The following is a 22,583-nucleotide window of genomic DNA, read 5'->3' on the forward strand; positions in this document are numbered from 1 at the left end:
TACATCCGCTCCCCCGCACCCCCGAACGGACACGCCACAAAACGCCCCGCCGTCACACCCGGCGCCCCCACATACCCCCGCGCCACCCCCGCACCTGAGACATACAGCTCCCCCACCACACCCACCGGCACCAACCCAAGACCGGCGTCCAGCACGAACACGCGGGAGCCGTCCAGCGGACTGCCGATGGACGGCTTCTCGCGCTGGCCGAAGGAGGCGGGGGTGAGGTGCTCGTACGTGGTGAAGGTGGTGTTCTCGGTCGGGCCGTAGACGTTGGTGACGCTGATGTGCGGGAAGAGCCGCTGTGCCTCGGCCACGGCGGGGCCCGATGCCTGCTCGCCGCCGAACCAGACGTGCTTGAGGGCGCCGAGAACAGCACTGCGTTCCGCGACGAGGGAGTTGAAGAGTGAGGTGGTGAGGAAGGCCGCGGTCACGCCGTGGGAGTCGACCGCGCGCTCCAGTGCGGCGGCCGAGGTGTCTCGCGGTGCGACGACGACCGTGCCTCCGTTGAGCAGCGGCACCCACAGTTCGTAGGTCGACGCGTCGAAGGAGTGCGCCGAGTGCGCGAGGACGCGGGAGTGGTCCTGAGCCGTCCAGCAGGTGTCCGCCGCGAGGCCCAGGATGTTGCCGTGGGTGACGGCGACGCCCTTCGGGCGTCCGGTGGAGCCGGAGGTGTACATCACGTACGCGATCTGGTCGGTTCCGGCCACGGGCGGGGCGTACGGCGTCCTCGGCGCGCCCTCGGTCGCCGCGGCGAGGCGGGGGTCGTCGGCCCGGATGACAGGGAGAGTCGGTGCCGCGTCGCCCAGCGCCGCGCGGGTGTGCGTCGCCGCGTCGGCCACCAGGGCGCAGGGTTTCGACTCGTTGAGCACGGCGCCGAGCCGGGCGGCGGGGCTGTGCAGGTCGAGGGGGAGGTAGGCGGCGCCGGTCTTGAGGACGGCCAGGAGGGCGACGACGAGGTCGGCGGAGCGTTCCATCGCGATCGCGACCAGTTGCTCGGGCCCGGCGCCCGCGGTCAGCAGGTGATGGGCCAACCGGTCGGCGCTCTCGTCGAGTTGCCGGTAGGACAGCTCGCGCGTGCCGCACGCCACTGCCGTGGCGTCGGGGGTGCGGGCCACCTGTGCTGTGAACCGGTGCACCACCGACCGGTCCAGTGATGCCTGCTCGGCGCCGGTGCCCCGGGCGAGGACCATGGCACGCTCGGCGTGCCCCAGCAGGTCCACGGCGTTCAGGCGGAGTTCGGGGTCGGCGGCCACCTGGTCAACGAACCGTACGAGGCGGCGGGCCAGTCCCCGCGCCGTGTCGTCGTCGAAGAGGTCCTGTGCGAACAGGAGCCGTCCCTCGATCTCCTCGTCCACTTGGCGGAAGTCGAAGAGGAGGTCGAAGTCGGTGGTGGCGGCGGGTGCCGGGTACTCCCAGTGTGTGTCCAGGCCGGGGAAGTCGCCGTGGGCGCCCGCGTTGTTCTGCAGGCTCAGCATCACCTGGAACAACGGATGCCGCCCCGACGCACGCACCGGATTGACCGCCTCCACCACCCGGTCGAACGGCACGTCCTGATGCTCCAACGCCCCCAGCACACCCGACCGCACCCGGCCCAGCAACTCACCGAACGACGGATCCCCCGACACATCCGACCGCACCACCACCGTGTTCACGAAACACCCGACCAACTCCTCCAAACCCACATCCGAACGCCCCGCCACAGGACTGCCCACCACCACGTCCTCCCCAGCGCCCACCCGCGACAACACACCCGCCACCGCCGCATGCAGCACCATGAACAGACTGGACCGGTGGTGGCGGGCGACCTGGGCCAGTGCGTGCAGGGTGGGGGGTGCGAGGGTGAATTCGATCAGTCCGGCGCGGTGGGTGCCGGTTGCCTGGCGGGGGCGGTCGAAGGGCAGGGGCAGTTCGTCGGGCAGGGCGTGGAGCGCGGAGCGCCAGAAGTCGAGTTCCCGCTCCTCCAGGCCGTCCGAGGCCAGTAGTTCTCGCTGCCACAGGGTGAAGTCGGCGTACTGCACGGGCAGTTCGGTCTGCACGGGGGTAGTGCCGCGCAGTCGTGCCGCGTAGGCGGTCGACAGGTCGCGTACGAAGGGGCCGACCGACCAGCCGTCGAAGGCGATGTGGTGGACCGCCACCACCAGCACGTGCTCCGCCGGCCCGACGGCCAGCAGCTTCGCCCGGACCGGCAGCTCTTGGGACAGGTCGAAGCGGCCCGCGCACACCGCGGCGATCGTGTCGGGCAGTTCCTCCGCGGTGACGTCCGTGGCGGCCAGCGCCAGGTCGCAGGCCCGGTCGGGGCCGAGCACCCGCTGGTGGGGTACTCCGTCGGTCACCGGGAAGACCGTGCGCAGGCTCTCGTGGCGGGCCACCACGTCTCGCAGGGCAGCTTGCAGCGCGGCCGTGTCCAGCTCCCCGTGAAGCCGCAGCAGCACGGGGGCGGCGGGTGAGACGTGGTCGCCGCCGTGCTCTTCCTGGAACCAGAAGCGGGCCTGGGAGAAAGACAGGGGGATCATGCGGAACTCGACCTCCGGGCTCGGTGGGTGGCTGGGCCGGCGCCGGGCCGGTCGGCGGCGGAAGGTGCGCGGAGTTCGGCGATCCGGGGCAGTCCGGCGAGGACGGCCTTGGTGTCGACGCCGAAGTCGATCAGGCAGGCGATCTCGTCGACTCCCGCGGCGCGCACGGCGTCGACCGTGCGGCGGGCGTCGTCGACGGTGCCGAACAGGCCCCGCTGGTCGAAGTAGGTCTCGAAGGAGCGGGTGAGGAGGAAGTCGATGTCCTCCTCGTCCAGGGAGTCCAGGTCGAAGTCGGGGTCGGCCCCGGTGAACGACCGGGTCACGAGGTGGATGGAGCTCCTGAGGTAGTCACGCAGGGGCTCGCGCACGGTGTCGCGGGCCGCGGCGCGGGTCTCGGCGAGATAGGTGTGCAGCATCAGGGCGACATGGCCGTCCCAGCCGTCGTGGGTGCGGCGGGCCGTGCTGCGGTACTCGGCGATCTTCTCGGCCAGCTCGTCGAGGTCCTGGTGGAGCAGGTGCGTCAGCACCCCGGCGCGGGCCCGGGCGGCGGCGCGGAAGGTGTCGACCTCGCCCGCACTGGTCACCCAGACCGGCAGCTCCGGCTGAACGGGCGGGGGAAAGACGCGGACGGTGGTGGGCACCCCGTTGCCGTCGGTCACCTCAAGCGGCTCGCCGCGCCACAACCGCCGTACGTCGTCGAGGCGTTGCATCAGCACCGTCTTGCGGTCGGCGTACGCGGTGTGACCGAGGGCGAAGTCGGACGGGTGCCAGCCGGAGGCGAAGGAGACACCCACGCGTCCGCCGGAGAGGTTGTCCACCACGGACCATTCCTCGGCGATCCGGGCGGGGTGGTGCAGGGGCGCGACGACGCTTCCGGCGCGGATGGCGACGTGGTGTGTGGCGGTGGCGAGCGCGGCGCCCGTCACCGCCGGGTTGGGGTAGAGCCCGCCGAAGGGGTGGAAGTGGCGTTCGGGCGTCCACACGGCCGTGAAGCCGTTGCGGTCGGCGAAGCGGGCTCCCTCCAGGAGCAGGTCGTACCGGCCGCGGGGGTCGCCTGCCGCCGTGCCGGCGCTGTTGTCGGCGAAGTAGAAGAGACTGAAGTCCATTGCGGTGCTCCCCTGTCGGTCGGTTGCGGTCCGGTTCACGCCGGGCGGGTCTCAGTCGGGGCGGCGCATGCGCCGCAGTGGCGGCCGGGAGGCGGGCGCGCCGTCCAGGCGCGGGGCGAGATCGGCCACCTTCGGCGCGTCGAACAGCGTGCCCACCGGGATGTCGATGTCCAGGTCGGCGCGGATGCGGCTGACCAGACGGGTGGCGAGCAGCGAATGGCCGCCGAGGTCGAAGAAGCTCTCGTCGGTGCCGACCTCGTCGAGGCCGAGCAGGTCCGCGTACATCGCGCACAGGGCCTTCTCGCGGTCCGTGCGCGGGTGGCGCAGGACGGTGGGAGCGTCGGTCCGCGCGGTGTGCGGGGCAGGCAGGGCCGCCCGGTCCGTCTTGCCGTGCGCGGTGAGCGGCAGCCGGTCCAGGACCACCACGGCCGACGGCACCATGAAGTCCGGCAGGAACGCGGCGACTTGGCGGCGTACCGACTGGCGCAGGCCGTGCTCGTCGGCCGCGGTGCGCGGGGTGCCGACGTACCGGGCGAGGTCACCGTCCGCCGTGGCGCGCACCGGGGGTTCGGGGATGCTGCCGCCCTCGGTGAACTCGGCGTCGAAGCAGGTGTCGTCCCCGGCGGTGGACCAGCGCAGCGCGACGCCGTAGCCGAGCTCCTCGCCGAGGCGGGCGAGGTGTTCGGGGTCGGCGGTGGCGCGGCGCGGGCCGCCCCCATCGGGGACGAAGCCGGTCAGCCGGGCGTTGGGCACGCCGGTGACAGTGAAGCGTGCGGGCCGCCGGGTGCGGACGAACCGTGCGACGGCGTCCGGGGTGCGGGCGTCGGATCCCCACCGCAGTACCGGTCCGGCGCCCGCTTCGGCTTCGGCTTCGTCCGGGGCCGCGCGCGTGCCCAGGACGACGTCGTAGCGCAGAGCGGTCAGTTCGTTGCTCCGCTCGCCGCGCTTGAGCCGCACGTCGCAGGTGGTGAACCGGCCCGAACGGGCCGCGTGGGCGGCGAAGTAGTCGGGTTCGACCAGGAGTTCGGGTACGTCGCCGAGACGGGCGCGGTCACGCAGCCGGAGGTTCCTGACGTCGCCGACGAAGAGCCGCCCGCCGGGGGCCAGGGCCTGCCCGGCGACGTCGAGGACACGCGAGAGGTAGGCGCCGTTCGGGAAGTACTGCACCACGGAGTTGAGGACGACCACGTCGAAGTGGCCCTCGGGGATGCCCGTGGGGTCGTGCGCGGTCTGCTGCCGCAGCACCACCCGCCCCTCGGGCAGGCCGAGCCCGTCCACCCGCGGGCGCAGCCGGCGGATCGCCGCGGCGGAGAAGTCCAGTCCCCAGTACTCGGCGGTGTGCGGCGCGAGCGGGGTGAGGAGCAGACCGCTGCCCACGCCGATCTCCAGCACGCGAGTGGGGCGCAGTTCCCGCAGGCGGCGGACGGTGGCGTCCCGCCACTCCCGCATGTCCTCCACCGGTATGGGGGTGCCGTCGCGGCTGTCGTGCCAGCCGGAGAAGTCGTCCTCGCCGGGTGCCGCGCCGGGCCCCGCGTACACGGCGTCGTGGACCTGGCGCCAGTCCTCGACGCGTCCGCGTTCGCCGCTGTCCTGCCCGGCCGGCGCCTCGGGGACCACGTACGCCACGATCCTGCGTTCTCCCGGGCGGTCCTCGCGCAGCACGACCGCGGCCTGGGCCACCCCGTCGGCGGCGGCGACGCGGGCCTCGACCTCCCCCAGCTCGACGCGGTGACCGCGCAGTTTGACCTGGTCGTCGATGCGTCCGACGAACTCCAGCCGTCCGTCCGAGGTTCGCCGCACCAGGTCTCCGGTGCGGTAGGCGCGGGTTCCCGGCGGCCCGAAGGAGTCGGCGACGAAGCGTTCCGCGGTCGGGCCGGGGCGGTCGCGGTAGCCGCGCGCGAGTCCGGCGCCGGCGATGTACAGCTCGCCGGTCACGCCCGTCGGCACGGGCCGCAGCAGGTCGTCCAGGACGTGTACGCGTGTGCCGCGCACGGGGTCGCCGATGGGCGGGACGTTCCCGTCGGGGCGCAGGGCCTCGCTCATCGTGGCGCAGACCGTCGCCTCGGTGGGGCCGTAGCCGTTGATCAAGGTGCGGCCCCGTGCCCAGCGCGCGGCGAGATCGGCGCCGCACGCCTCCCCCGCGACGACGATGGTGGTGACGCCGGGCAGGGCGTCGGGCGACAGGGCGCCCAGGACGGCGGGCGGCACGGTCAGATGGCTGATCGCGTGCTCGTCGGCGAGGCGGGCCAGCTCGGGCCCGGGCAGCAGGCGGGCCGCAGGGGCCAGGACGAGGGCGGCGCCGACCGGGAGGGTCATGCCCAGTTCCCAGAAGAAGGCGTCGAAGCCGGCCGAGGCGAACTGCAGGACCCGGCTGCCGCTGTCCACGCCCAGGGTGGCCGCCTGGTGGGCGACGAGATGGGCGTACCCGGCCCGGGTGACGGCGACCGGTTTGGGGGTGCCCGTGGAGCCGGACGTGTAGATCACGTAGGCGAGGTGGTCGGGGTGCGGGCGTGCGGGGTGGGGGTGGGTGGCGGGCCGTGCGGGGTCGTGCGGGTCGTCGTCCTGGACGTCGATCCGGGGCAGCGCCGGTGTGTCCGGCAGGCTGAGGTGCGCGGCGGTCAGCAGCAGCGCCGGACGGGCGTCGGTGAGGATGTGGGCGATGCGGGCGGCGGGGTAGCGGGGGTCGACCGGCAGGAACGCGGCTCCCGTCTTCCATACCGCGAGCACCGCGACGATCAGGTCGGCGGACCGGTCAAGGGCAGCGGCGACGACGACGTCGGGGCCTGTGCCGCGCGCGGCGAGGCGGTGGGCGAGCCGGTCGGCGCGGGCGTCGAGTTCGCCGTAGGTCATCCGCTGGCCCTCGAAGCGCACGGCGACGGCGTCCGGGGTGAGGTGCGCCCGGTCCTCGAACAGGTGGAGGGCGTCGCGGGTTTCGGGCAGCACGGGTGCCGCGGCGGTCGACGGACGCGGGCGCTCGTCCTCGGTCAGCAGGTCGTAGCCGCCGATGCGGCGGTCCGGGTCGGTGGCCGCGGTCCGCAGGACGGCCGTCAGCCGGGCGGCCAGCCGGTGGGCGGAGGCCGCTTCGAACAGGTCGAGGGAGTACTCCAGGTCCCCGCGCAGACCGCCGGGAGCGCCGTCGGCGGTGTGCAGTTCGGTGACCGACAGGGCGAGGTCGAACCTGGCCCGGTCCCGCCGCACCGGCTGCGGCGTCACCGTCAGCCCGGCGCCGAAGTCCCAGTCGGCCCGGGCGGTGTTCTGGAAGGCCAGCATGACCTGGAAGAGCGGCTGCTGGTGGCCCGCGCGCCGCGGATTGAGGTCCTCGACGAGCCGGTCGAAGGGCAGGTCCTGATGGTCGGCGGCGGCCAGGTCGGTCTCCCTGACCTGTTCCAGCAGGGCCCGGAACGTCGGGTCGCCGGAGGTGTCGGTCCGCAGCAGGAGCGTGTTGACGAAGAAGCCGACGAGGTCGTCCAGGGCGGGGTCGCCCCGGCCCGCGCTCGCGACACCGAGCGGGATGTCGTCCCCGGCACCCAGCCGGTTCAGCAGCACGGCGAGCCCGGCACGGACCACCATGAACAGGGTGCAGCGCTGCGCGCGCGCCAACTCCAGCAGTGCGCTGTGGAGTTCGGGACCGCAGACGAAGGGGACGGTCCCTCCCCGGCCGCTGGGGTGCCGAGCGCCCGCCGGTCGTTCCCCGGGCAGCCGCAGGCGTTCCGGCAGCCCGTCGAGTTCCTTGCGCCAGTAGGCCAGTTGACGGCTGTGCAGGCTGTCCGGGCCGTCCGGGTCGCCCAGCAGCGCACGCTGCCACAGGGTGTAGTCGGCGTACTGGACGGGCAGTTCGGGCCAGTCGGGGGCGCGGCCGGCGCAGCGCGCCCGGTGGGCGAGGGCCAGGTCCCGGGCGAGCGGGCCGAGGGACCAGCCGTCGCTGGCGATGTGGTGGGTCACCAGCAGCAGGACATGGGTGCCGGGCGACGGGTGGAACAGTGCCGCGCGCAGCGGGGCCTGCCGGGCCAGGTCGAAGGGGACGGTCACCCGCTCCCGCAGCGCGTCGGCGAGGCCGTCCTCGGTGACCTCCGGGCAGGGCAGGTCCGGCCGGGACTCGTCCGGGCCGAGGATGTGCTGGTACGGCTCGCCGTCGGCGTCCTCCGGGAAGACGGTGCGCAGCGCTTCGTGCCGTACGACGACGTCGTGCAGGGCCGCCCGCAGCGCCGACCGGTCCAGTGGGCCGCGAAAGCGCAGGGCGATGTGCTCGTTGTAGGCGGCGCCGGGCCCGTGCAGGCGGTCGAGGAACCACAGCCGCCGTTGGGCGTACGACAGGGGCAGGCGCCGTGGGCGCGGGAGCGGGCGCAGGACGGGTCGCCGGGAGGGTGCGGCGGCCGCCAGCCGTTCGGCCAGGGCGGACGGGGTGGGGGCGGCGAACAGGTCGCGCACCTCCGCCTCGGCGCCCAGAGCGGCGCGGACCCGGCCGATGAGCCGCATCGCCAGCAGCGAGTGCCCGCCCAGCTCGAAGAAGTCGTCATGGGGGCCCACGCGCGGTACCCCGAGGACGTCGGCGTACAGCAGGCACAGGCGTCGTTCGCGTTCGCCCTCCGGGGTGCCGCCGCGGCCGGCGCGGGCGTAGTCGGGCGCGGGCAGGGCGGCCCGGTCCACCTTGCCGCCCGGCGCGGGGGTGAAGGCGTCCAGGACGACGATCGCCGAGGGCACCAGTGCCGGGGGCAGCCGGTCGGCGCAGTGGGCGCGCAGGTCCGCCGGCTCGGGCGGTCCGGCGTCCGCGCGGGCGGTGACGTAGGCGACGGCGCGGCGGTCGCCCGGCCGGTCCTCGCGGGGCACGACGACGGCGCGGGCGACTGTCGGATGGCCGGCCAGGACGGCCTCGATCTCGCCCGGCTCGATGCGCACGCCGTGCAGTTTGAACTGGTCGTCCGTACGGCCCTCGTAGCCCAGCGCGCCGGTCGCCGAGCGGCGCACCCGGTCCCCGGTGCGGTACATGCGCGAGCCGGCCGGGCCGCCGGGTTCCGCGACGAACCGCTCGGCGGTGAGCGCGGGCAGACCGGCGTAGCCGAGGGCGACCTGTCCGCCCGCGAGGTACAGCTCCCCGCTGTCCCCGTCGGGCACGGGCCGCAGCCGCCGGTCGAGGACGTGCGCCCGTACGCCGGGCAGCGGGCCCCCGATCACCGGGTCCGGGCCCATGACCGGCGCGGCGGTGGCGTCGACCGTGCACTCGGCCGGGCCGTACAGGTTCAGGGCGGTCACGGAACCGTCGGCGGCCAGCGTCACCAGGTCGTCCCACATGGCGCGCGGCACGGGCTCACCGCCCAGGTGCAGCCGCAGGGGGAGTTCACCGGGCGCCCGCCGTACGAGATGGGGGCGCAGCAGCGCCCACAGCGCCGGGGTGGCGTCCAGGTCGGTGATCCGCGCCGCGCGCAGGAAGGCCGCCAGGCGCGGCGGGTCCTGCCGGGTCGCCTCGTCGGGCAGGACGAGTGTGTCCCCTCGGCAGATCCTGAGCCACTGCTGCACGGAGGCGTCGAAGGACACCCCCGCGAGCCATGCCACCCGACCGGGCGCGGCGGAGTGACAGCCGGCGCGCTCCAGCGCGCCGACGAGCTGGGCGACGTTGGCGTGCGAGACCTGGACCGGCTTGGGCCGGCCGGACGAGCCGGAGGTGTGGACGACGTACGCGGTGGCGTCGCGCTGCGCGACGAACGTGGTGGCGTCGTCGGGGACGCCGTACGCGGTGGCGTGGCGGGGGACGGCGTAGGCGGTGGCGTCACGGGGGGCGGTGCACGCGGGCAGGGGTCCCGGGGCGGGCGGTGCCGCCGCGTTGACCGTCGGCACGCCCGGCGCCCAGTCGCCGCCGTCCGACGTCACGACCACCGACATACCGGCGAGGGCGCGCAGCCGGGCACCAGGGTGGGCGGGGTCCAGCAGGGTGAAGGCCGATCCCGTGCGCCACGCGGCGAGCGGTGCCGCCACCAGGTCCGGGCAGCGGGGCAGGGCGACGCCGGTCACCGTGCCGGGTCCCGCGCCCGCTCGCCGCAGTGCGGTGGCGAGCGACTCCACACGGTCGTGCAGTGCCGCGAACGTCAGGCAGCCGGTGGGGGTGAGTACCGCGGGGCGGTCGGGGTGGCGCCGGACGCAGTCCAGGAAGCGCGTCAACGAGTCGGGCGGGCCGTCGGTCATCGGATTCCTCGCGTGGGCAGGGGGCGTCGCGTCCGGCCCGGGTGGGCCGCAGGGCTCGTGTAGCGTGAACTCCTCTGTCGGCCAACGCAGTTGAGGGCGTCCCGCACACCATGACCGCTGAGGGAAGACCGCTCGTCACCGCAGCCGTGAGCACGCCGGGGCGCGGCCTGTTCGGCCACCGCAACTTCCGGCTGCTGCTGATCGGTGAGACGACCAGCAGATTCGGCACGAGTGTCACGTCGGTGCTGCTTCCGCTCACCGCGGTCGTGACGCTGGACGCCTCCCCCGCCCTGGTCGGGCTGCTGACGGCCGCGCCGTGGCTGCCGTGGCTGGTGCTCGGGCTGCCGGCCGGCGCCTGGGTGGACCAGTGGCCCCGGCGCCCGGTGATGCATGTGTGCAACCTGGTCTCGGCGGCGCTGTTCGCGAGCGTTCCGGCCGCCTGGTGGCTGGACGTGCTGACCGTCTGGCAGCTGCTCGCGGTGGCCTTCCTGACGGGCACGGCCTCGGTGTTCTTCTCGACCGCGTACTCCAGCTATCTCCCGGTCCTCGTGGACAGGTCCGAACTCCTGGAGGGCAACGCGAAGCTGCAGGGCGGTGAGCATCTGGCACGGATCGCCGGCCCGGGTGCGGGCGGGCTGCTCGCCCAGCTGCTCGGCACGGTCCCGGGGCTGCTGCTGGACTCCGTCTCGTTCGTCGTGTCGTCCTGGTGTCTGCGCCGCATACGGGCCGACGAGCCGCGGGGCGCCGGTGGCCGGGTGCGACTGCGCCAGGAGATGTCCGCGGGGCTGCGTTTCGTCGGCCGTGATCCGCTGCTGCGGACGGTCATCGGATTCGGCGCGGCGGCCAATCTCGCGCTGGCCGGCTACGAGGCGACGTACATCCTGTTCCTGGTCCGCTCGGTCGGCCTCAACGCGGGCACGGTGGGGCTGCTCGGCTCGTGCGGTGCGGTCGGCGGGGTGCTGGGGGTGCTGTGCGCGCGCCGCCTCGCGCGCCGGCTGGGCACGGCCCGCGCCCTCGTGACCGCCCAACTCGGCTGCTCGCTCTTCGGGTTGCTGATCCCCCTCACGGCGCCGGGGCCGCGGCTCGCGCTGTTCGTGATCGGCTCGACGATGACGATGGCCGGGCTCGTCGCCTGCAACGTGATCCTCGTCAGCTTCCGGCAGTCGTACTGCCCGCAGGAGTTGCTCGGCCGTGTCACCTCCACGGCGCTGCTGATCAACTACAGCACGGTTCCGCTGGGCGCCGTCGCCGCCGGTGCGCTGACCTCCGCCGTGGGGCCGCGTCCGACGATGTGGATCGTCGCCGGGGCCCTGGTGGCGGCGGTCCTTCCGCTGCTGTCGCGCCCCTTGCGCGGCCTGCGCGACCTTCCCGGTGCCGGAGTCGGTGCGGAATCCGGTGCCCGTGCCGCATCCCGTTGATGGTGCTGCCGTCGGTTCCATCGGCGTCGTTCACCTCCCGTCCTGTGTCTGTGTGCCGCTGCCGGGCGGCGGACCCGGCGTGGACGGGCCCGGAGCCGGGCCGTGTCCACGTCCGTGTCCTGCCTCAGGCACGTCCGTCCTGTCGGCCGCTTGCGGTCATGGCCGTCTGTTCGGCCACCGCGCCGGCCGCTCCCCGGCCGACGGGGACGTCCGTGAGGAGCCAGGCCCGGTCGGTGCCGGCGGGTTCGGTGCCGGTGCCGACGTAGCAGGACTCCGGGGACTCGGAGAGGCCGACACCGAGTCCTTTGAGATAGGCCTCCTTTCTCACCCAGGCCCGGGTGAAGGCGCGCGGGCGGGCGGACGGGGGCAGCAGGGCCAGTTCGTCGCGTTCGCGGGGGTGCAGGGCCTCGGCGGCCTCGGCCACCGCCGCCGGTGAGGGGACTGCCTCGACGTCCACACCGACCGGGGCGGCGGCGAAGGCGAGCAGTCCCAGACCGCCGCTGTGGCTGAGCGAGTAGTGCAGCGGGTCCCCCACCACCCCGGGCCGCCCGTGCGGTCCGCCGCACAGCGGGCACGGCCACCGGGTCAGCGGCACGCGCGCCGGCTCGGTGCCCAGATAGGCGCCGAGCAGCAGGCGCAGCCCCAGGTGGGTGGCGAGGTAGCACTCCCGGTCCGTCGGCACCCGCAGGGCCGCGGCTCTGGCGCGCTCCTGCGCGTCGAGCACCTCGGGCGCCGCGCGCACGACCGCCGCTCGGTGCCGTTCGGCGCGCAGCAGCCAGATGTGCGCGGGCCCGCCCGCCGCCGGCGGGGTGAGCCGCCGGCCGGTGACCGCCGCCGGGTCGAACGCACGGACCTGTGTCGGGTCACGCAGCGTGCCGGTGGCGTACGGCATGGCTCAGGCCGCAGCCGTCGCGGCGGTCCGGACGGTCTCCTCCATACGGCTGCCGTGGCGCATCCGGAAACGCAGCCGCAGTCCGTCACCGGTGCGCTCGGCCTTCAGGGTGCGCTCGGCGGTCCAGCCGAGGGCACGGAACTCGCCCTCGCCCAGGTGCACCAGTGCCGCCCTGGGCTCGTCGTCGACCTCCAGGACGAGCCGGCCGCCGTCGAGCCGGAGCCGCGCGGTACGGTCGGGCCGGCTGTCGTCGGCGAGATCCTCGGGCTCGCCGTAGAGGAAGGCGTCCGGGATGGTGAAGGTGCTGGTGAACTCGGTCAGTTCCTCCTCGGTCAGCGGGATCTCGGGGCGGTTGAGCAACACCTCGGACCAGCGGATGCGGTCGCGGAACTCGGCCGGGAACAGTTCCAGCAGTTCGGCGTTGACGTAGGCGTCGATGACGAGGTGGACGCGGCGCTCGGAGCCGCCGTTGCGCACCGAGTGCGGGGTGGAGAAGTCGCCGAACCAGAAGGTGCCGGGCTGCCAGGTGTGGGGCTGTCCGTCGAGGGTCAGGACGGCGTCGGGGTTGGTGACGAACGGTATGTGCATCCGCACCCAGCCGGCCGCCAGCCCGTACGGCTGGTCGCGGTGCTCGTCGACCTCGGCGCCCACGCCGAGCGACATCAGCCGTACGGCCCGCAGTTCGGTGGGCAGGCTGTCCAGGATGGACTTGATGTAGGGGGTCTTCTCCAGCCAGGGAGTGGCGGCGTACTCGACGAGGCCGAGGCCGCCGGGGTCGGTGCGGTCGGCGCGGCCTTCGGGGCTGCGCAGCGGCAGCACCCGCCAGTCGAGGACGGTGTCCTCGCTGGGTTCCAGGCTCTCGCCGTAGGTGCGCTGGGCCGCCCACTGGGTGCGTTCCAGGACGGCGAGTTCGGCCAGCAGCCGCTCGACGTCGAAGTCACCCTTCAAGCGGGCGGCGCTCAGGTTGCCACTGCTCATGACGTGCCTCTCTTCTCTCGTGTCTGCGGAGGTGTGCTCGTAAACTGCGGAGGTGCTCGTGCGCGAAGTACTCACGCGCGCTGTGCTCGTGCGCGGTGTGCTTTCGGGCCATGGGCGGGGTGGGCTCAGAGTGCGGGGGCCTTTGTGGTCGTCGGGCTCGCGGGCGGCGGCCGGTCGTCGAGTTCGCGCCAGTGGGGGCGCAGGGCGGGCAGCACGGTGCTGCCGAGATAGAGGGCGGCGCAGCCGACCAGGACGGGGCCGAGGCCGGCCAGGGTGACGAGGAAGCCGGCGAGGATGGGGCCGAGCGGGACGCCGGCGGAGCCGACGGAGTCGGTGAGCGCGGAGACCCGGCCCAGCAGGGGGCGCGGGATGCGCTCCATCATCACGGCGTTGAGGATCGGATTGACGAAGCCGATGGCCAGTCCGTCCACGACGGCGACGGCCAGGACCGTCCACAGCGGCAGGTCGAAGGCCATCACCAGGAAGCGGGGCGGCCCGGCGAGGAGGAAGGCGATGACGTACGTCGGCCTACGTCGCAGCCGGTGCGCGAGGGCGGTGGCGAGTGCGGAGCCGCCGACCGCGGCGATGCCGAAGACCGAGCCGAGGGCACCGATCGCGGCCGGGCCTCCGCCGGTCTCCTCCGCCCACACCGGGATGAGCAGGGAGCCGTACGCCGCGTCGATGAGGTTGGTGACGCTCAGCATGACGGCGATGGACCGCAGCAGCCGGTCCTGGCGCAGGAACCTCAGCCCGGCGCGGAGCCGTTCGAGGTAACGCTCCTCCTCGGGCTCCGTGTCGGTGACCTCCGCCGGCGCGGGGCCGCGCAGTGACCCGGTGGCGGCGATGATCAGGGCGGAGACCAGGAAGGTGACGGCGTTGACCGCGAGCGCCCACATCGGGTCGAAGAAGGCGACCACGGCGCCGCCGGCGGCGGGCCCGGCGGTGCCGGCGAGCCGCTCCAGGGTGCCGACCATGCCGCTCACCCGCTCCAGCGGCATGCCGACCGCCTCGGCGGTCTCCGGGGTGAGGGTCCGCTTGGCCACGTCACCGGGTCCGCGGGCCAGGCCGAGCAGCGTGGACAGCACCAGCAGCAGTCCGTACGGCAGGACGCCCAGCCAGTGGCAGAGCGGGATCGTCGCGATCACCGCCGCGCTGACCAGGTCGGCGGCGACGCTGAACCTGCGCGCTCCGAACCGGTCGATCAAGGGCCCCGCCAACGCCTTGCCCAGGACGAGCGGCACCGCCTCGGCGAAGACGACGAGTCCCGTCAGTGACGCGCTGCCGGAGGTGACGAGCACCAGCCAGGGCAGGGCGATCATGGTCAGCCGGGTGCCGAACAGCGAGACCGTGTAGGCGCTCAGCAGTCCGTACAGCGAGACTCGTGAGGCTGGGGATTTCCGCATCGGGGCGGGGCCTTTCCGGGAGGGGCGGAAGGAGCGGCGGCGATCAGCGTTCGCTGCGGTCCGCTATCGCGCGGGCGAGGTCGCGCAGCCGCGGGTGCTGGTAGACCATACGGGTCGGGATGACCACTCCGCGCCGCTTCTTGAGGTCGGCGATCACGCGCAGCGCGAGCAGCGAGTGCCCGCCGAGGGCGAAGAAGTCGTCGGTGGCCAGCACCCGTTCCCGGCCCAGGACGGCCTGCCAGGCGCCGGCGATGAGGGTCTCCAGCTCGCCCGCGGGCGCGGCGTCGGCAGCGTCCGGCCGGTGCTGCTCGGCCGGTTCGGGCAGGGCCGTGCGGTCGACCTTGCCGCCGACGCCCAGCGGGAGGCTCTCCAGGGCGGTCAGCGACAGCTGCGCCATGTGGGCGGGCAGCCGGGAGCCCAGGTGGCGGCGGAGCGGCTCGGGGTCGGTGTCCGCACCGGGAACGGGGACCCAGTAGGCGGCCAGGGCGCGCCCGAGGCGGTCGTCCTCCCGTACGACGGCGACCGCGGCGGTGACGGACGGATGGTCCGTCAGGACGGCCTCGATCTCGCCGAGTTCGATGCGCAGGCCGTTCACCTTGACCTGGTGGTCGACCCGGCCGATACAGGCGAGGTGGCCGTCCGGGCGGCGGCGGACCCGGTCGCCGGTGCGGTACATGCGGCTGCCGGGCGGGCCGAACGGCGAGGCGGTGAACCGCTCGGCGGTCAGGCCGGTGCGGCGCAGATAGCCGAGGGCGACGGCGGGGCCGGTCAGGTACAGCTCCCCCTCGGTGGCGGGACGCAGGTGCTCGTCGAGGACGTGGGCGCCGACGCCGGGCAGCGGCGGGCCGATGTGCGGCTCGGCACCGTCGATACGGCCGACGGTGGAGTCGACCGTGCACTCGGTCGGCCCGTACAGGTTGAGTGCGTGCACGACCCCGCGGGCGCCGAGGTCGGCCAGGTCCTGCCACATGGGCGCGGGGATCGCCTCCCCGCCGACGAACAGCCTGATCCCGTGCGGGAGTTGCTCGGCCGCCTCGACGACCCGGTCGCGCAGGACGGACCAGTGGGAAGGGGTCACGTCGAGGTCGGTCACGCCCTCGCCCAGCAGCTGCGCGGCGAGCGCGGCCGGGTCGGCGCGCTGGTCCTCGGAGAGCAGCACCAGGGTGTCCCCGCGGCAGACACGGGCCCACTGCTGCACGGAGGCGTCGAAGGACACGCTGGCGTTCCAGGCCACACGGGCGGGGCCGTCGGTGTAGCAGCCGCTCTCCTCCAGGGCGGCGACCAGTCCGGCGGCCGCGGCGCGGGGGACGGCGACGCCCTTGGGGCGGCCGGTCGAGCCGGAGGTGTAGATGACATAGGCGGGGGCGTCGGCGGGCACCGGGACGTCGGGGACGGTGAACAGGGCGCTCGCGTCGGGGGCGACGGTCCGTACGCCGTCCGGCCAATTTCGGGCCGGGTCGGCGGAGACGACGACCTGGATGCCGGCGTCCTCGACCATGTCGTCGAGGCGTGCCTGCGGGTGGGCCGGATCGAGAGGGACGTACGCCGCGCCGGCCCGCCAGACCGCGAGCAGGGCCACCACCAGGGCGGGCTCGCGGCCCAGGGCCACACCGACGTGCTGTCCGGGCCGGACGCCGGCTCCGACCAGGGCGGCCGCCAGCCGTCGTACCCGGCCGTCGAGGGTGCCGAAGGCGACGGTGGTGCCGTCGGCCGCCACGACGGCGTCCCGCCACGGGTGCCGCGCCACGGACTCCCGGAAGCGGTGCAGAAGGTCCCGGGCGTGGGTCGAGGCGGGCGTGGACGCGGGCTCCGGACGGGGGTCGACGTCGACGGACACCGACGGCCGTGGTGCGGCCGCGGTGGCCGTGCCGCGGGCCGGTGACAACCCGCCGTGCGGTGTTGTGGACATGGGTGGGCTCCTCTCGGGGGCCTTCGCACCACGCTTCAGGCGCGGCCGGCCAGGGCGGGTGCGGTGACGGGCAGGGAGGGTGCGCAGTCGGCGAGGGCGACCGGTTCGCCCATCGCGACGACGATCTTGCGGTCGCCGCGGAAGGGGTCACGGCCGTGCGCGGTGAGGATGTTGTCGACCAGGAGCAGGTCGCCGGGCTGCCAGGCACGCCGGACGGTGGCGCGCTCGTAGGCCGCGTCGAGCACGGCCATGTCCGCGGGGCTCAGCGGGCTGCCGTCGCCGAGCGCCGTGTTGAACGGCAGCCCGTCGGAGCCGAACTCGCCGACCAGCACGTCCCTGATGTCGGGGTCGAGTGCCCATTCGCTCCAGAACGCGACGTGGTTGAACCAGACCTCCTCGCCCGTGCCCGGGTGGCGGACGGTCGCCGAGCGCACCTGCCGGGTGCGCAGGGTGTCGTCGTCGCCCCAGGTCACGTCGATGGCGTTGGCGGCGCAGTAACGCTCCACATCGGCGCGGGAGTCCGTGGCGAAGGCGGTCCGCCAGTCCAGCGAGATGTGCTCGGCGTAGTTGCGCACCAGCGACCAGCCGTGCCGGCGGAAGCGGTCGGCGAGCTCGGCGGGCAGCAGGTCCAGGACCCGCCGGACGTCGGCGACCGGTGTCGCGCCGCCCTCCGCGGGGGCCGTCAGACAGCCGAACAGCAGCAGGCCGGGGAAGGTCAGCGTGTAGCTGTTCTCGTTGTGCATCCGGATGGCCTGCGCGGGCGGCAGGTCGGTGGAGGAGAACACGTCGTCGCCGAAGTCGCTGCGCGGGGTGGCCTTCTCCTGGTACTTGGCGCGCGCGGCGAACAGGGCGTCCCGCACCACCGCGAAGTCGGCGGCGGTGCGCACCGGGAGGCCGCGCAGGTACAGCGCGCCGTGCCGGGCAAGCACGCTGCGCAGCGGCTCGCGGTAGGTGTCGATCCAGTCCGCGGCGGCGGCCGCGTCCGGCAGGCCGTCGACGACGGCGGTGACCGGCGTACCGGGTTCCTCCAGCCAGCGGGGTGTCATCGCACGCCCTCCAGGTCGGTGTCGGCGAAGTGGTCGGGCAGGGTCTCCCACACCGCGGGGGTGTAGAAGTGGCCGCCGGGCAGGGCGTCCACGCGCAGTCCGCCGGTGGCGCAGCGTGCCCACTGCTCGGCGACGGCCGGTTCGATGACCTCGTCGTCCTCGCCGTACAGCACGTGCACGGGCACGGACGTGGTGACGCCCGGCCGGGGCCGGTAGGAGTCGCGGACGGTGATGTCGGCGCGCATCAGCTCGATCGCCATCTCCCGCAGGTCGGGGTCGTCGAGCGCGTAGTCCGGCAGCAGCCCGATGGTCCCCATCCACTCCACGAGGCGTCCTTCGGTGTCCTCCAGACGCGGGAAGCGGTCGCGTTCGGTGACACCGCGGTCGGGCGCGTTGCACGCGGAGACGGTCAGGCGCTCGGGCAGCGGGGCACCGCGCTCGGCGAGCCGGACGGTGACGTCGAAGGCCATCCAGCCGCCCATGCTGTGGCCGAACAGGCGGTAGGGGCGGTCCGGTGCCGCGGCCGCGGCGCGGGCCACGGCGTCGGTGGCGTCCTCGGCGAGGGTGTCCCAGTCCGGGGCGAACTCCTCGGCGAAGCGGCCCTCGCGGCCCGGGTAGCAGACGAGGGCCAGGTCGGTGCCCTCGCCCAGCGACGGCAGCCAGGCCCGGTAGGACCCGGTGCCGCCGCCGCAGAAGCCGAGGCAGACCAGGGAGCGGGTGGCGTCCGGCCGGGGTACGGGCCGGACCACCGTGGTGTCCTGGAGCAGGTGGCCGGTCATCGTCAGCCGGCCATCCGGTCCATGGCCCGGCGCAGGCTCGCCGGGCGGATGTCGGTCCAGTGAGTCTCGATGTACTCCAGGCACGCGGCGCGGCTGTCGACGCCGTGGACGGTGCGCCAGCCGGCCGGTACGGCGATCTGGGCCGGCCACAGCGAGTGCTGCTCCTCGTCATTGGCGAGGACCAGGTACTGCCCGTTCTCGTTCTCGAAGGGGTTCGGCATCGTGCTGTCCCGTCTGTCGTGGGTTCGGACGGCTGGTCGGTGCTCCGTGCCGGGCCCGGCGGCCCGGACTTCGTCGATCGTAGGAACGGCCCGACCGCCGAAGAGGCAGTTGACCAGGCAGGTAGCGGGAAGTTTCGCTTCCCGCCGCGGAGTTGATCAGGACGACGCGTCCGGGTCGTGCGGCCCGTTCAGGGCACCCGGACGGCCGCAGGCACCGGCTGCGGTGCCGGGTACGCGGTGTCCGGGTGCCACAGGTCGTCGGGGTCCAGGTCGCGGGGGCGATACTTGCCCAACGCGCTGACGATCAGACGCAGTTCGAGGGCGAGGGCGGCCACCAGGCGCTCCAGTCCCGCTTCGGGGTCCTCGTCCACGGCGAGCAGCGCGGCCCGGCCGAGGCCGACGGCGCGCGCCCCGGCGGCCAACGCCTTGGCTGCGCGGGCGCCTTCCCACATCCGTCCGCTGACGAGCAGGCACTCCCCGGGTCCCGGCCGCACCCGGCGCAGGCACTCCGCGAGCGGCAGGCCCACGCCGTCGAGGAAGGCGAGCGGGGCCCAGCCGGAGCCGCCCTCGGCGCCGTCGACGGTGACCGAGTCGGCGCCGGCCGCCCAGGCGGTGGCGGCCGCGGCCCCCACGTCGCGGGCGGGAGGCAGTTTCACCCAGATCCTGGCCCGGGGGAAGTTGTTGCGCATCAGGCGGATCTGGTGGGCGAGGATCTCCTCGGTGAAGGTGCCGGGGCTGCCGCTGCGCAGCACGCGGGAGGTGCCCTCGCCGAGCACGGGCTCGACGGCGTACTGCCCTTCGAGCCGCTCGGCGTCGGCCGCGTCGACGACGGTCATGCCGCCGAGCCCCGGTTTGGCGCCCTGGCCCACCTTCAGCTCGAAGGCGAGCCGCCCGGCGTCCAGCAGAGGCTGTACGGAGGGGTCGCTGTAGACGAGGTTCCAGATCTCGGCGTCGGCGTCCTCGGTCGACTGCTGTACGGCCACACCGCCGGCGCCCTCCAGGGCGTTCTGGTAGGCGGCGATCCGGCCGAGCAGGGTGCGTCCCTCGCGTTCGCCGAGTCGTCCCGTGCCCTTGACGGGGCCGATGTTCTCGCCGACGACGATGGGGATGCCGAGCCGGGCGGCCTGTCGCGCGGCGGCCACGCCCAGGTCGCGGCTGGCGACCTGGGTGGAGCCGAACGCGGAGACGTACAGCGGCAGTTCGGCCGGGAACCCGCCGATGTCGGTGGCCGTGTCCACGTCCCGGTACAGGGGTTCGCGGGCCAGCTCGATGAGTTTCTCCAGCCGGCGCGGCATGAACACCGGCGGCACCAGCCTGGTCCGGTCCAGGACGTCGGTCCGGTCCGGGACGTCGCCGCCGTGCCCGTCGGCGCCGAACAGTTCGCTGCCGTAGGCGGACGCGGGCGGGAAGACGCGGGCCGCGCCCTGGCGGGCCCTGGCCCGTATCTCGTCCTCCGGGAAGCCGGAGGCGTGCAGTGCGCTCATGTCGTATCGCTCCCTCGCGTAGGTGGGCTGCTGTGCCGCGACGGCCCGCGGGCCGACCTCACGAGCGGGCCGGCGCGGGCTCGCGGTGCGGGCCGGTCGCGGCTAGTTCGCCGAGGTCCAGACGGGTCTCGACGTAGTGCAGTGCGTCGAGGAGGCCGCTGGAGGTGAGGGCGGCGGCCGGGCGGGCCGTGACGACATGCCCGAGCGGCATGGCGCCGAAGGAGCTCCAGCCCAGCCGGCCCCGCTCGTCGATGAATCCGGCGCTGCGGCCGGCGTTGTCGGGGTGCAGGCAGTACGGCACGTCGAGCCAGCCCCGGGCGAATGCCGTGAGCAGTCCGCGGCCGATGTCGGGCCCGAGACAGAGCACCGCCTCCACGAGGGCGCGCGCCTCGGCGTACACCTGGGTGTCCCGGTCGCCGTCGTCCGGCGCGCCCGGGCCGCTCGGGCCGCTCGGGCCGCTCGGGCCGCTCGGGCCGAGGGTGCGGGCCGTGTGCGCCGAGCTCTCCAGGGCGGCGACGTTCTCGGCGACGGTGGGGATGCGGCGCGCCTCGACCGTGGTCTTCACGATCAGCCGCTGCGCGCCGGCCCGCACCGCGAGCCGTACCGCCCGGTCCTGGAGGGCTCGGGCGCCGGACTGGGTACGCGGATAGACGCCCATGTAGGTGTAGACGACGATGTGCCAGTCCACGCCGGGCAGCAGGTCGGTGGCGAGCGCGCGCAACGCCCGAACCGCCTCCTCGTCCTGGTGCGGGTCGGTCTGCTGCGCGTAGCTCAGCGAGATGCTGCGCAGCCCGTGGCGGACGAAGAACATCCCTTCCAGCAGGGACAGCGCGACGAGCAGTCCCGGCGGGCACAGCTGGCCCATCATGCAGCCGCCGAAGGACTCCAGGTGCGGTTCGACGCCCGGTCGGCGGGCCTCGGCGAGCAGTTCGCAGGCCCGGGTCCAGTTGTCCACGGCGTCGGCCAGCGGGGTGCGGCTGTAGGGCAGGCAGTAGGAGACGGGGCCGCCCTCGGTGGCGTGCAGTCCGGCCGCGAGCAGGCCGCTGACGATGCCCTGCGGGGCGGCTGACCCGTGTCGCACCTGGACGGGGAACCCGGGGCTCTCGATCCCGTCGAGCATGCGGCGGGTGGCGGCCGGGCCGTGGGTGAGCAGCGGGTAGCCGTTGAGGTCGGTGCCCTCGGTGACGGCACGCCGGGCGGCGGCGAGGTCGCCGACCCTGGTGTAGCTGTCGAGGGTGAGCGTGCCGACGGCGGTGGCGTCCGCGTCACGGGTGGCCAGCAGGCCCCGGCGCATCCGCTCCGGTGAGCCGAAGCCCATGCGGGGCTGGACGACGAGCTGGCGCGCGCCGCGGACGAACGCGCCGAACCCGGTGGTGGTCGGGGCTTCCATCAGCGGCACACCCCGGCGGTGAGCGTGTCGAGGTAGCGGCGAAAGGGCGCGAACCCGGTGCTCTCCTCGAACACCTCCGCGAACCCGGCGGTCCGCAGCCGCGGCAGCCAGGCCCGGGTGGTCTCCTCGGCGGTGCCGAGCTTGCCGCCGATCACCACGGGGAGCGCGGCGAGGCGCGGTTCGGCGCCGAACCGCTCGATCAGCCGCAGTCCGTCGGCGGCGCCGTGGCCGTTGACGCTGCTGACCACGACGAGGTCGGGACGTTGCGTCAGCACCTCGGTGACGACGAGTTGTTCGGGGACGCAGGCCCCGAGGTTGGTCACACGGTGTCCCCACTCGGTGAGCAGGAGTTCGAGGTAGATCAGGTTCCAGGTGTGCGCGTCGGACGATGTGCCGGTCACCACGACGTCGAGCCCGGTGGCCCGGGCGCCCCGGGTGGGGCCCGCGGCGCCGGGGGTGGTGGTCTGCATACGGACTGCTCCCCCGATTCCGGTCAGTGTCCGGCCCGTACGGCGGTGCCGTACGCGGACGTGGTGCCACCGGCGGTCTCCCCGCCGTCGATCACGAGTTCCTGCCCGGTGAGGAAGCCGGCCTCGGCGGAGGCCAGATAGAAGAAGGCAGCGGCGATCTCGGCGGGGTCGGCGTGCCGTCCGGCGGGGATGCGCGCGTTGGTGTCGGCGAGCATCTCCTCGGTGTACTCGGCGAGTTGCATGGGGGTGAGCACGCCGCCGGGGCTGACACAGGCGGTGCGCACCACCGGGCTGAGCTCCAGCGCGAACGTCTGGGTCAGGGCGACGATGCCGGCCTTGGTGGCGTTGTAGTCGGCGTAATAGGGGTATCCCCGGCGGCCGTTGACGGAGGCGGTGGCCAGCAGGACGCCGTGGCCCTGGCCGGTCATGACGCGGGCGGCGGCCTGCCAGACGCCCAGGACTCCGAGGAGGTTGACGTCGGTGATGCGGCGGGCGTCCTTCTCCAGGATGTCCAGGACGCCGTGCCGGACGCTGATGCCGGCGTTGGCGATGACCACGTCGAGGCGTCCGGTGTCGCGGTGGATGTCGGTGAGGGCCTCCGCCACGGCGTTCCAGTCGGCGGTGTCGGCGCGTATCCACCGCCCGGCCGGGTGGCCGTCCGGTTCGGGTGCCTTGATGTCCAGGTTGACCACGTGGTCGCCCGCCTCGGCGAAGCGCAGGGCGGTGGCGCGGCCGATGCCGCTGGACGCGCCGGTGATGACGACGGTGCGCATGTCTGACTCCTAGGTGGCACG

15 protein-coding genes are annotated in these 22,583 nt (G+C 74.1%); 1 reads left to right on the plus strand and 14 read right to left on the minus strand.

The features are described from left to right. From AB0E07_RS38485 to AB0E07_RS38495, 3 genes are all read right to left on the minus strand, one after another. On the minus strand, positions 1-2,516 hold a 2,516-nt coding region (locus AB0E07_RS38485), incomplete at its 3' end, for an amino acid adenylation domain-containing protein (RefSeq protein WP_362262734.1). Continuing rightward, the gene (locus tag AB0E07_RS38490) at positions 2,513-3,622 is read right to left on the minus strand and encodes a MupA/Atu3671 family FMN-dependent luciferase-like monooxygenase (protein ID WP_362262737.1); all 1,110 of its coding nucleotides are present in this window, start codon (positions 3,620-3,622) and stop codon (positions 2,513-2,515) included. The genes AB0E07_RS38485 and AB0E07_RS38490, both read right to left, overlap by 4 nt. Positions 3,623-3,673: 51 nt before the next feature. After that, a complete protein-coding gene (locus tag AB0E07_RS38495) occupies positions 3,674-9,799 on the minus strand; it encodes an amino acid adenylation domain-containing protein (protein ID WP_362262740.1) in 6,126 nt (2,041 codons plus the stop codon). 110 nt (positions 9,800-9,909) lie between these two features. Here AB0E07_RS38495 and AB0E07_RS38500 point away from each other — a divergent pair, with 110 nt between their 5' ends. Further along, positions 9,910-11,217: an MFS transporter gene (locus tag AB0E07_RS38500; RefSeq protein WP_362262743.1), complete on the plus strand. Its 1,308-nt coding sequence runs from the start codon at positions 9,910-9,912 to the stop codon at positions 11,215-11,217. 124 nt (positions 11,218-11,341) lie between these two features. On the opposite strand, the gene AB0E07_RS38505 is transcribed toward AB0E07_RS38500, so the two are convergent. From AB0E07_RS38505 to AB0E07_RS38555, 11 genes are all read right to left on the minus strand, one after another. Continuing rightward, positions 11,342-12,109 carry a 4'-phosphopantetheinyl transferase superfamily protein gene (locus AB0E07_RS38505; RefSeq protein ID WP_362262746.1) on the minus strand — a complete coding sequence of 256 codons (768 nt, stop codon included), beginning with the start codon at positions 12,107-12,109 and terminating at the stop codon, positions 11,342-11,344. A 3-nt stretch (positions 12,110-12,112) separates the two neighbouring features. Further along, the gene (locus AB0E07_RS38510) at positions 12,113-13,087 is read right to left on the minus strand and encodes an aspartyl/asparaginyl beta-hydroxylase domain-containing protein (protein ID WP_362262748.1); all 975 of its coding nucleotides are present in this window, start codon (positions 13,085-13,087) and stop codon (positions 12,113-12,115) included. A gap of 125 nt (positions 13,088-13,212) precedes the next feature. Next, positions 13,213-14,490 (minus strand): MFS transporter, encoded by a 1,278-nt coding sequence (locus tag AB0E07_RS38515; protein ID WP_362262751.1) that lies wholly within the window; start codon positions 14,488-14,490, stop codon positions 13,213-13,215. A gap of 43 nt (positions 14,491-14,533) precedes the next feature. Further along, entirely contained in the window at positions 14,534-16,399 is a 1,866-nt protein-coding gene (locus AB0E07_RS38520) for a non-ribosomal peptide synthetase (protein WP_362262753.1), read from the minus strand. Positions 16,400-16,434: 35 nt separating this feature from the next. Beyond that, positions 16,435-17,445: a TauD/TfdA family dioxygenase gene (locus tag AB0E07_RS38525; RefSeq protein ID WP_362262755.1), complete on the minus strand. Its 1,011-nt coding sequence runs from the start codon at positions 17,443-17,445 to the stop codon at positions 16,435-16,437. Then, positions 17,442-18,224, minus strand: coding sequence for an alpha/beta fold hydrolase (locus AB0E07_RS38530; RefSeq protein WP_362262757.1), 783 nt, complete (start codon positions 18,222-18,224; stop codon positions 17,442-17,444). The genes AB0E07_RS38525 and AB0E07_RS38530 overlap by 4 nt, the downstream gene beginning before the upstream one ends. Positions 18,225-18,226: 2 nt before the next feature. Further along, a complete protein-coding gene (locus tag AB0E07_RS38535; protein ID WP_171145510.1) occupies positions 18,227-18,445 on the minus strand; it encodes an MbtH family protein in 219 nt (72 codons plus the stop codon). A gap of 188 nt (positions 18,446-18,633) precedes the next feature. Next, positions 18,634-19,929, minus strand: coding sequence for a glutamate synthase-related protein (locus AB0E07_RS38540; protein WP_362262760.1), 1,296 nt, complete (start codon positions 19,927-19,929; stop codon positions 18,634-18,636). 58 nt (positions 19,930-19,987) lie between these two features. Then, entirely contained in the window at positions 19,988-21,319 is a 1,332-nt protein-coding gene (locus AB0E07_RS38545) for a methylaspartate mutase (RefSeq protein WP_362262763.1), read from the minus strand. Beyond that, positions 21,319-21,789 carry a cobalamin-dependent protein gene (locus AB0E07_RS38550; RefSeq protein ID WP_362262766.1) on the minus strand — a complete coding sequence of 157 codons (471 nt, stop codon included), beginning with the start codon at positions 21,787-21,789 and terminating at the stop codon, positions 21,319-21,321. Before AB0E07_RS38550 ends, AB0E07_RS38545 begins: the two co-directional genes overlap by 1 nt. Positions 21,790-21,812: 23 nt before the next feature. Beyond that, positions 21,813-22,562: an SDR family oxidoreductase gene (locus tag AB0E07_RS38555; protein ID WP_362262769.1), complete on the minus strand. Its 750-nt coding sequence runs from the start codon at positions 22,560-22,562 to the stop codon at positions 21,813-21,815. Between the last annotated feature and the right edge of the window lie 21 nt (positions 22,563-22,583).

The sequence above is a fragment of the Streptomyces sp. NPDC048002 genome (assembly GCF_040653275.1).
Taxonomy (GTDB): Bacteria; Actinomycetota; Actinomycetes; order Streptomycetales; family Streptomycetaceae; genus Streptomyces.

What these genes read in the sequence shown, in the direction of transcription:
- AB0E07_RS38530 (WP_362262757.1), bottom strand. Translation starts at nt 18,224, where the DNA reads ATGACCGGCCACCTGCTCCAGGACACCACGGTGGTCCGGCCCGTACCC.
- AB0E07_RS38510 (WP_362262748.1), bottom strand. Translation starts at nt 13,087, where the DNA reads ATGAGCAGTGGCAACCTGAGCGCCGCCCGCTTGAAGGGTGACTTCGAC.
- AB0E07_RS38535 (WP_171145510.1), bottom strand. Translation starts at nt 18,445, where the DNA reads ATGCCGAACCCCTTCGAGAACGAGAACGGGCAGTACCTGGTCCTCGCC.
- AB0E07_RS38540 (WP_362262760.1), bottom strand. Translation starts at nt 19,929, where the DNA reads ATGAGCGCACTGCACGCCTCCGGCTTCCCGGAGGACGAGATACGGGCC.
- AB0E07_RS38525 (WP_362262755.1), bottom strand. Translation starts at nt 17,445, where the DNA reads ATGACACCCCGCTGGCTGGAGGAACCCGGTACGCCGGTCACCGCCGTC.
- AB0E07_RS38490 (WP_362262737.1), bottom strand. Translation starts at nt 3,622, where the DNA reads ATGGACTTCAGTCTCTTCTACTTCGCCGACAACAGCGCCGGCACGGCG.
- AB0E07_RS38545 (WP_362262763.1), bottom strand. Translation starts at nt 21,319, where the DNA reads ATGGAAGCCCCGACCACCACCGGGTTCGGCGCGTTCGTCCGCGGCGCG.
- AB0E07_RS38550 (WP_362262766.1), bottom strand. Translation starts at nt 21,789, where the DNA reads ATGCAGACCACCACCCCCGGCGCCGCGGGCCCCACCCGGGGCGCCCGG.
- AB0E07_RS38505 (WP_362262746.1), bottom strand. Translation starts at nt 12,109, where the DNA reads ATGCCGTACGCCACCGGCACGCTGCGTGACCCGACACAGGTCCGTGCG.
- AB0E07_RS38555 (WP_362262769.1), bottom strand. Translation starts at nt 22,562, where the DNA reads ATGCGCACCGTCGTCATCACCGGCGCGTCCAGCGGCATCGGCCGCGCC.
- AB0E07_RS38515 (WP_362262751.1), bottom strand. Translation starts at nt 14,490, where the DNA reads ATGCGGAAATCCCCAGCCTCACGAGTCTCGCTGTACGGACTGCTGAGC.
- AB0E07_RS38495 (WP_362262740.1), bottom strand. Translation starts at nt 9,799, where the DNA reads ATGACCGACGGCCCGCCCGACTCGTTGACGCGCTTCCTGGACTGCGTC.
- AB0E07_RS38520 (WP_362262753.1), bottom strand. Translation starts at nt 16,399, where the DNA reads ATGTCCACAACACCGCACGGCGGGTTGTCACCGGCCCGCGGCACGGCC.
- AB0E07_RS38500 (WP_362262743.1), top strand. Translation starts at nt 9,910, where the DNA reads ATGACCGCTGAGGGAAGACCGCTCGTCACCGCAGCCGTGAGCACGCCG.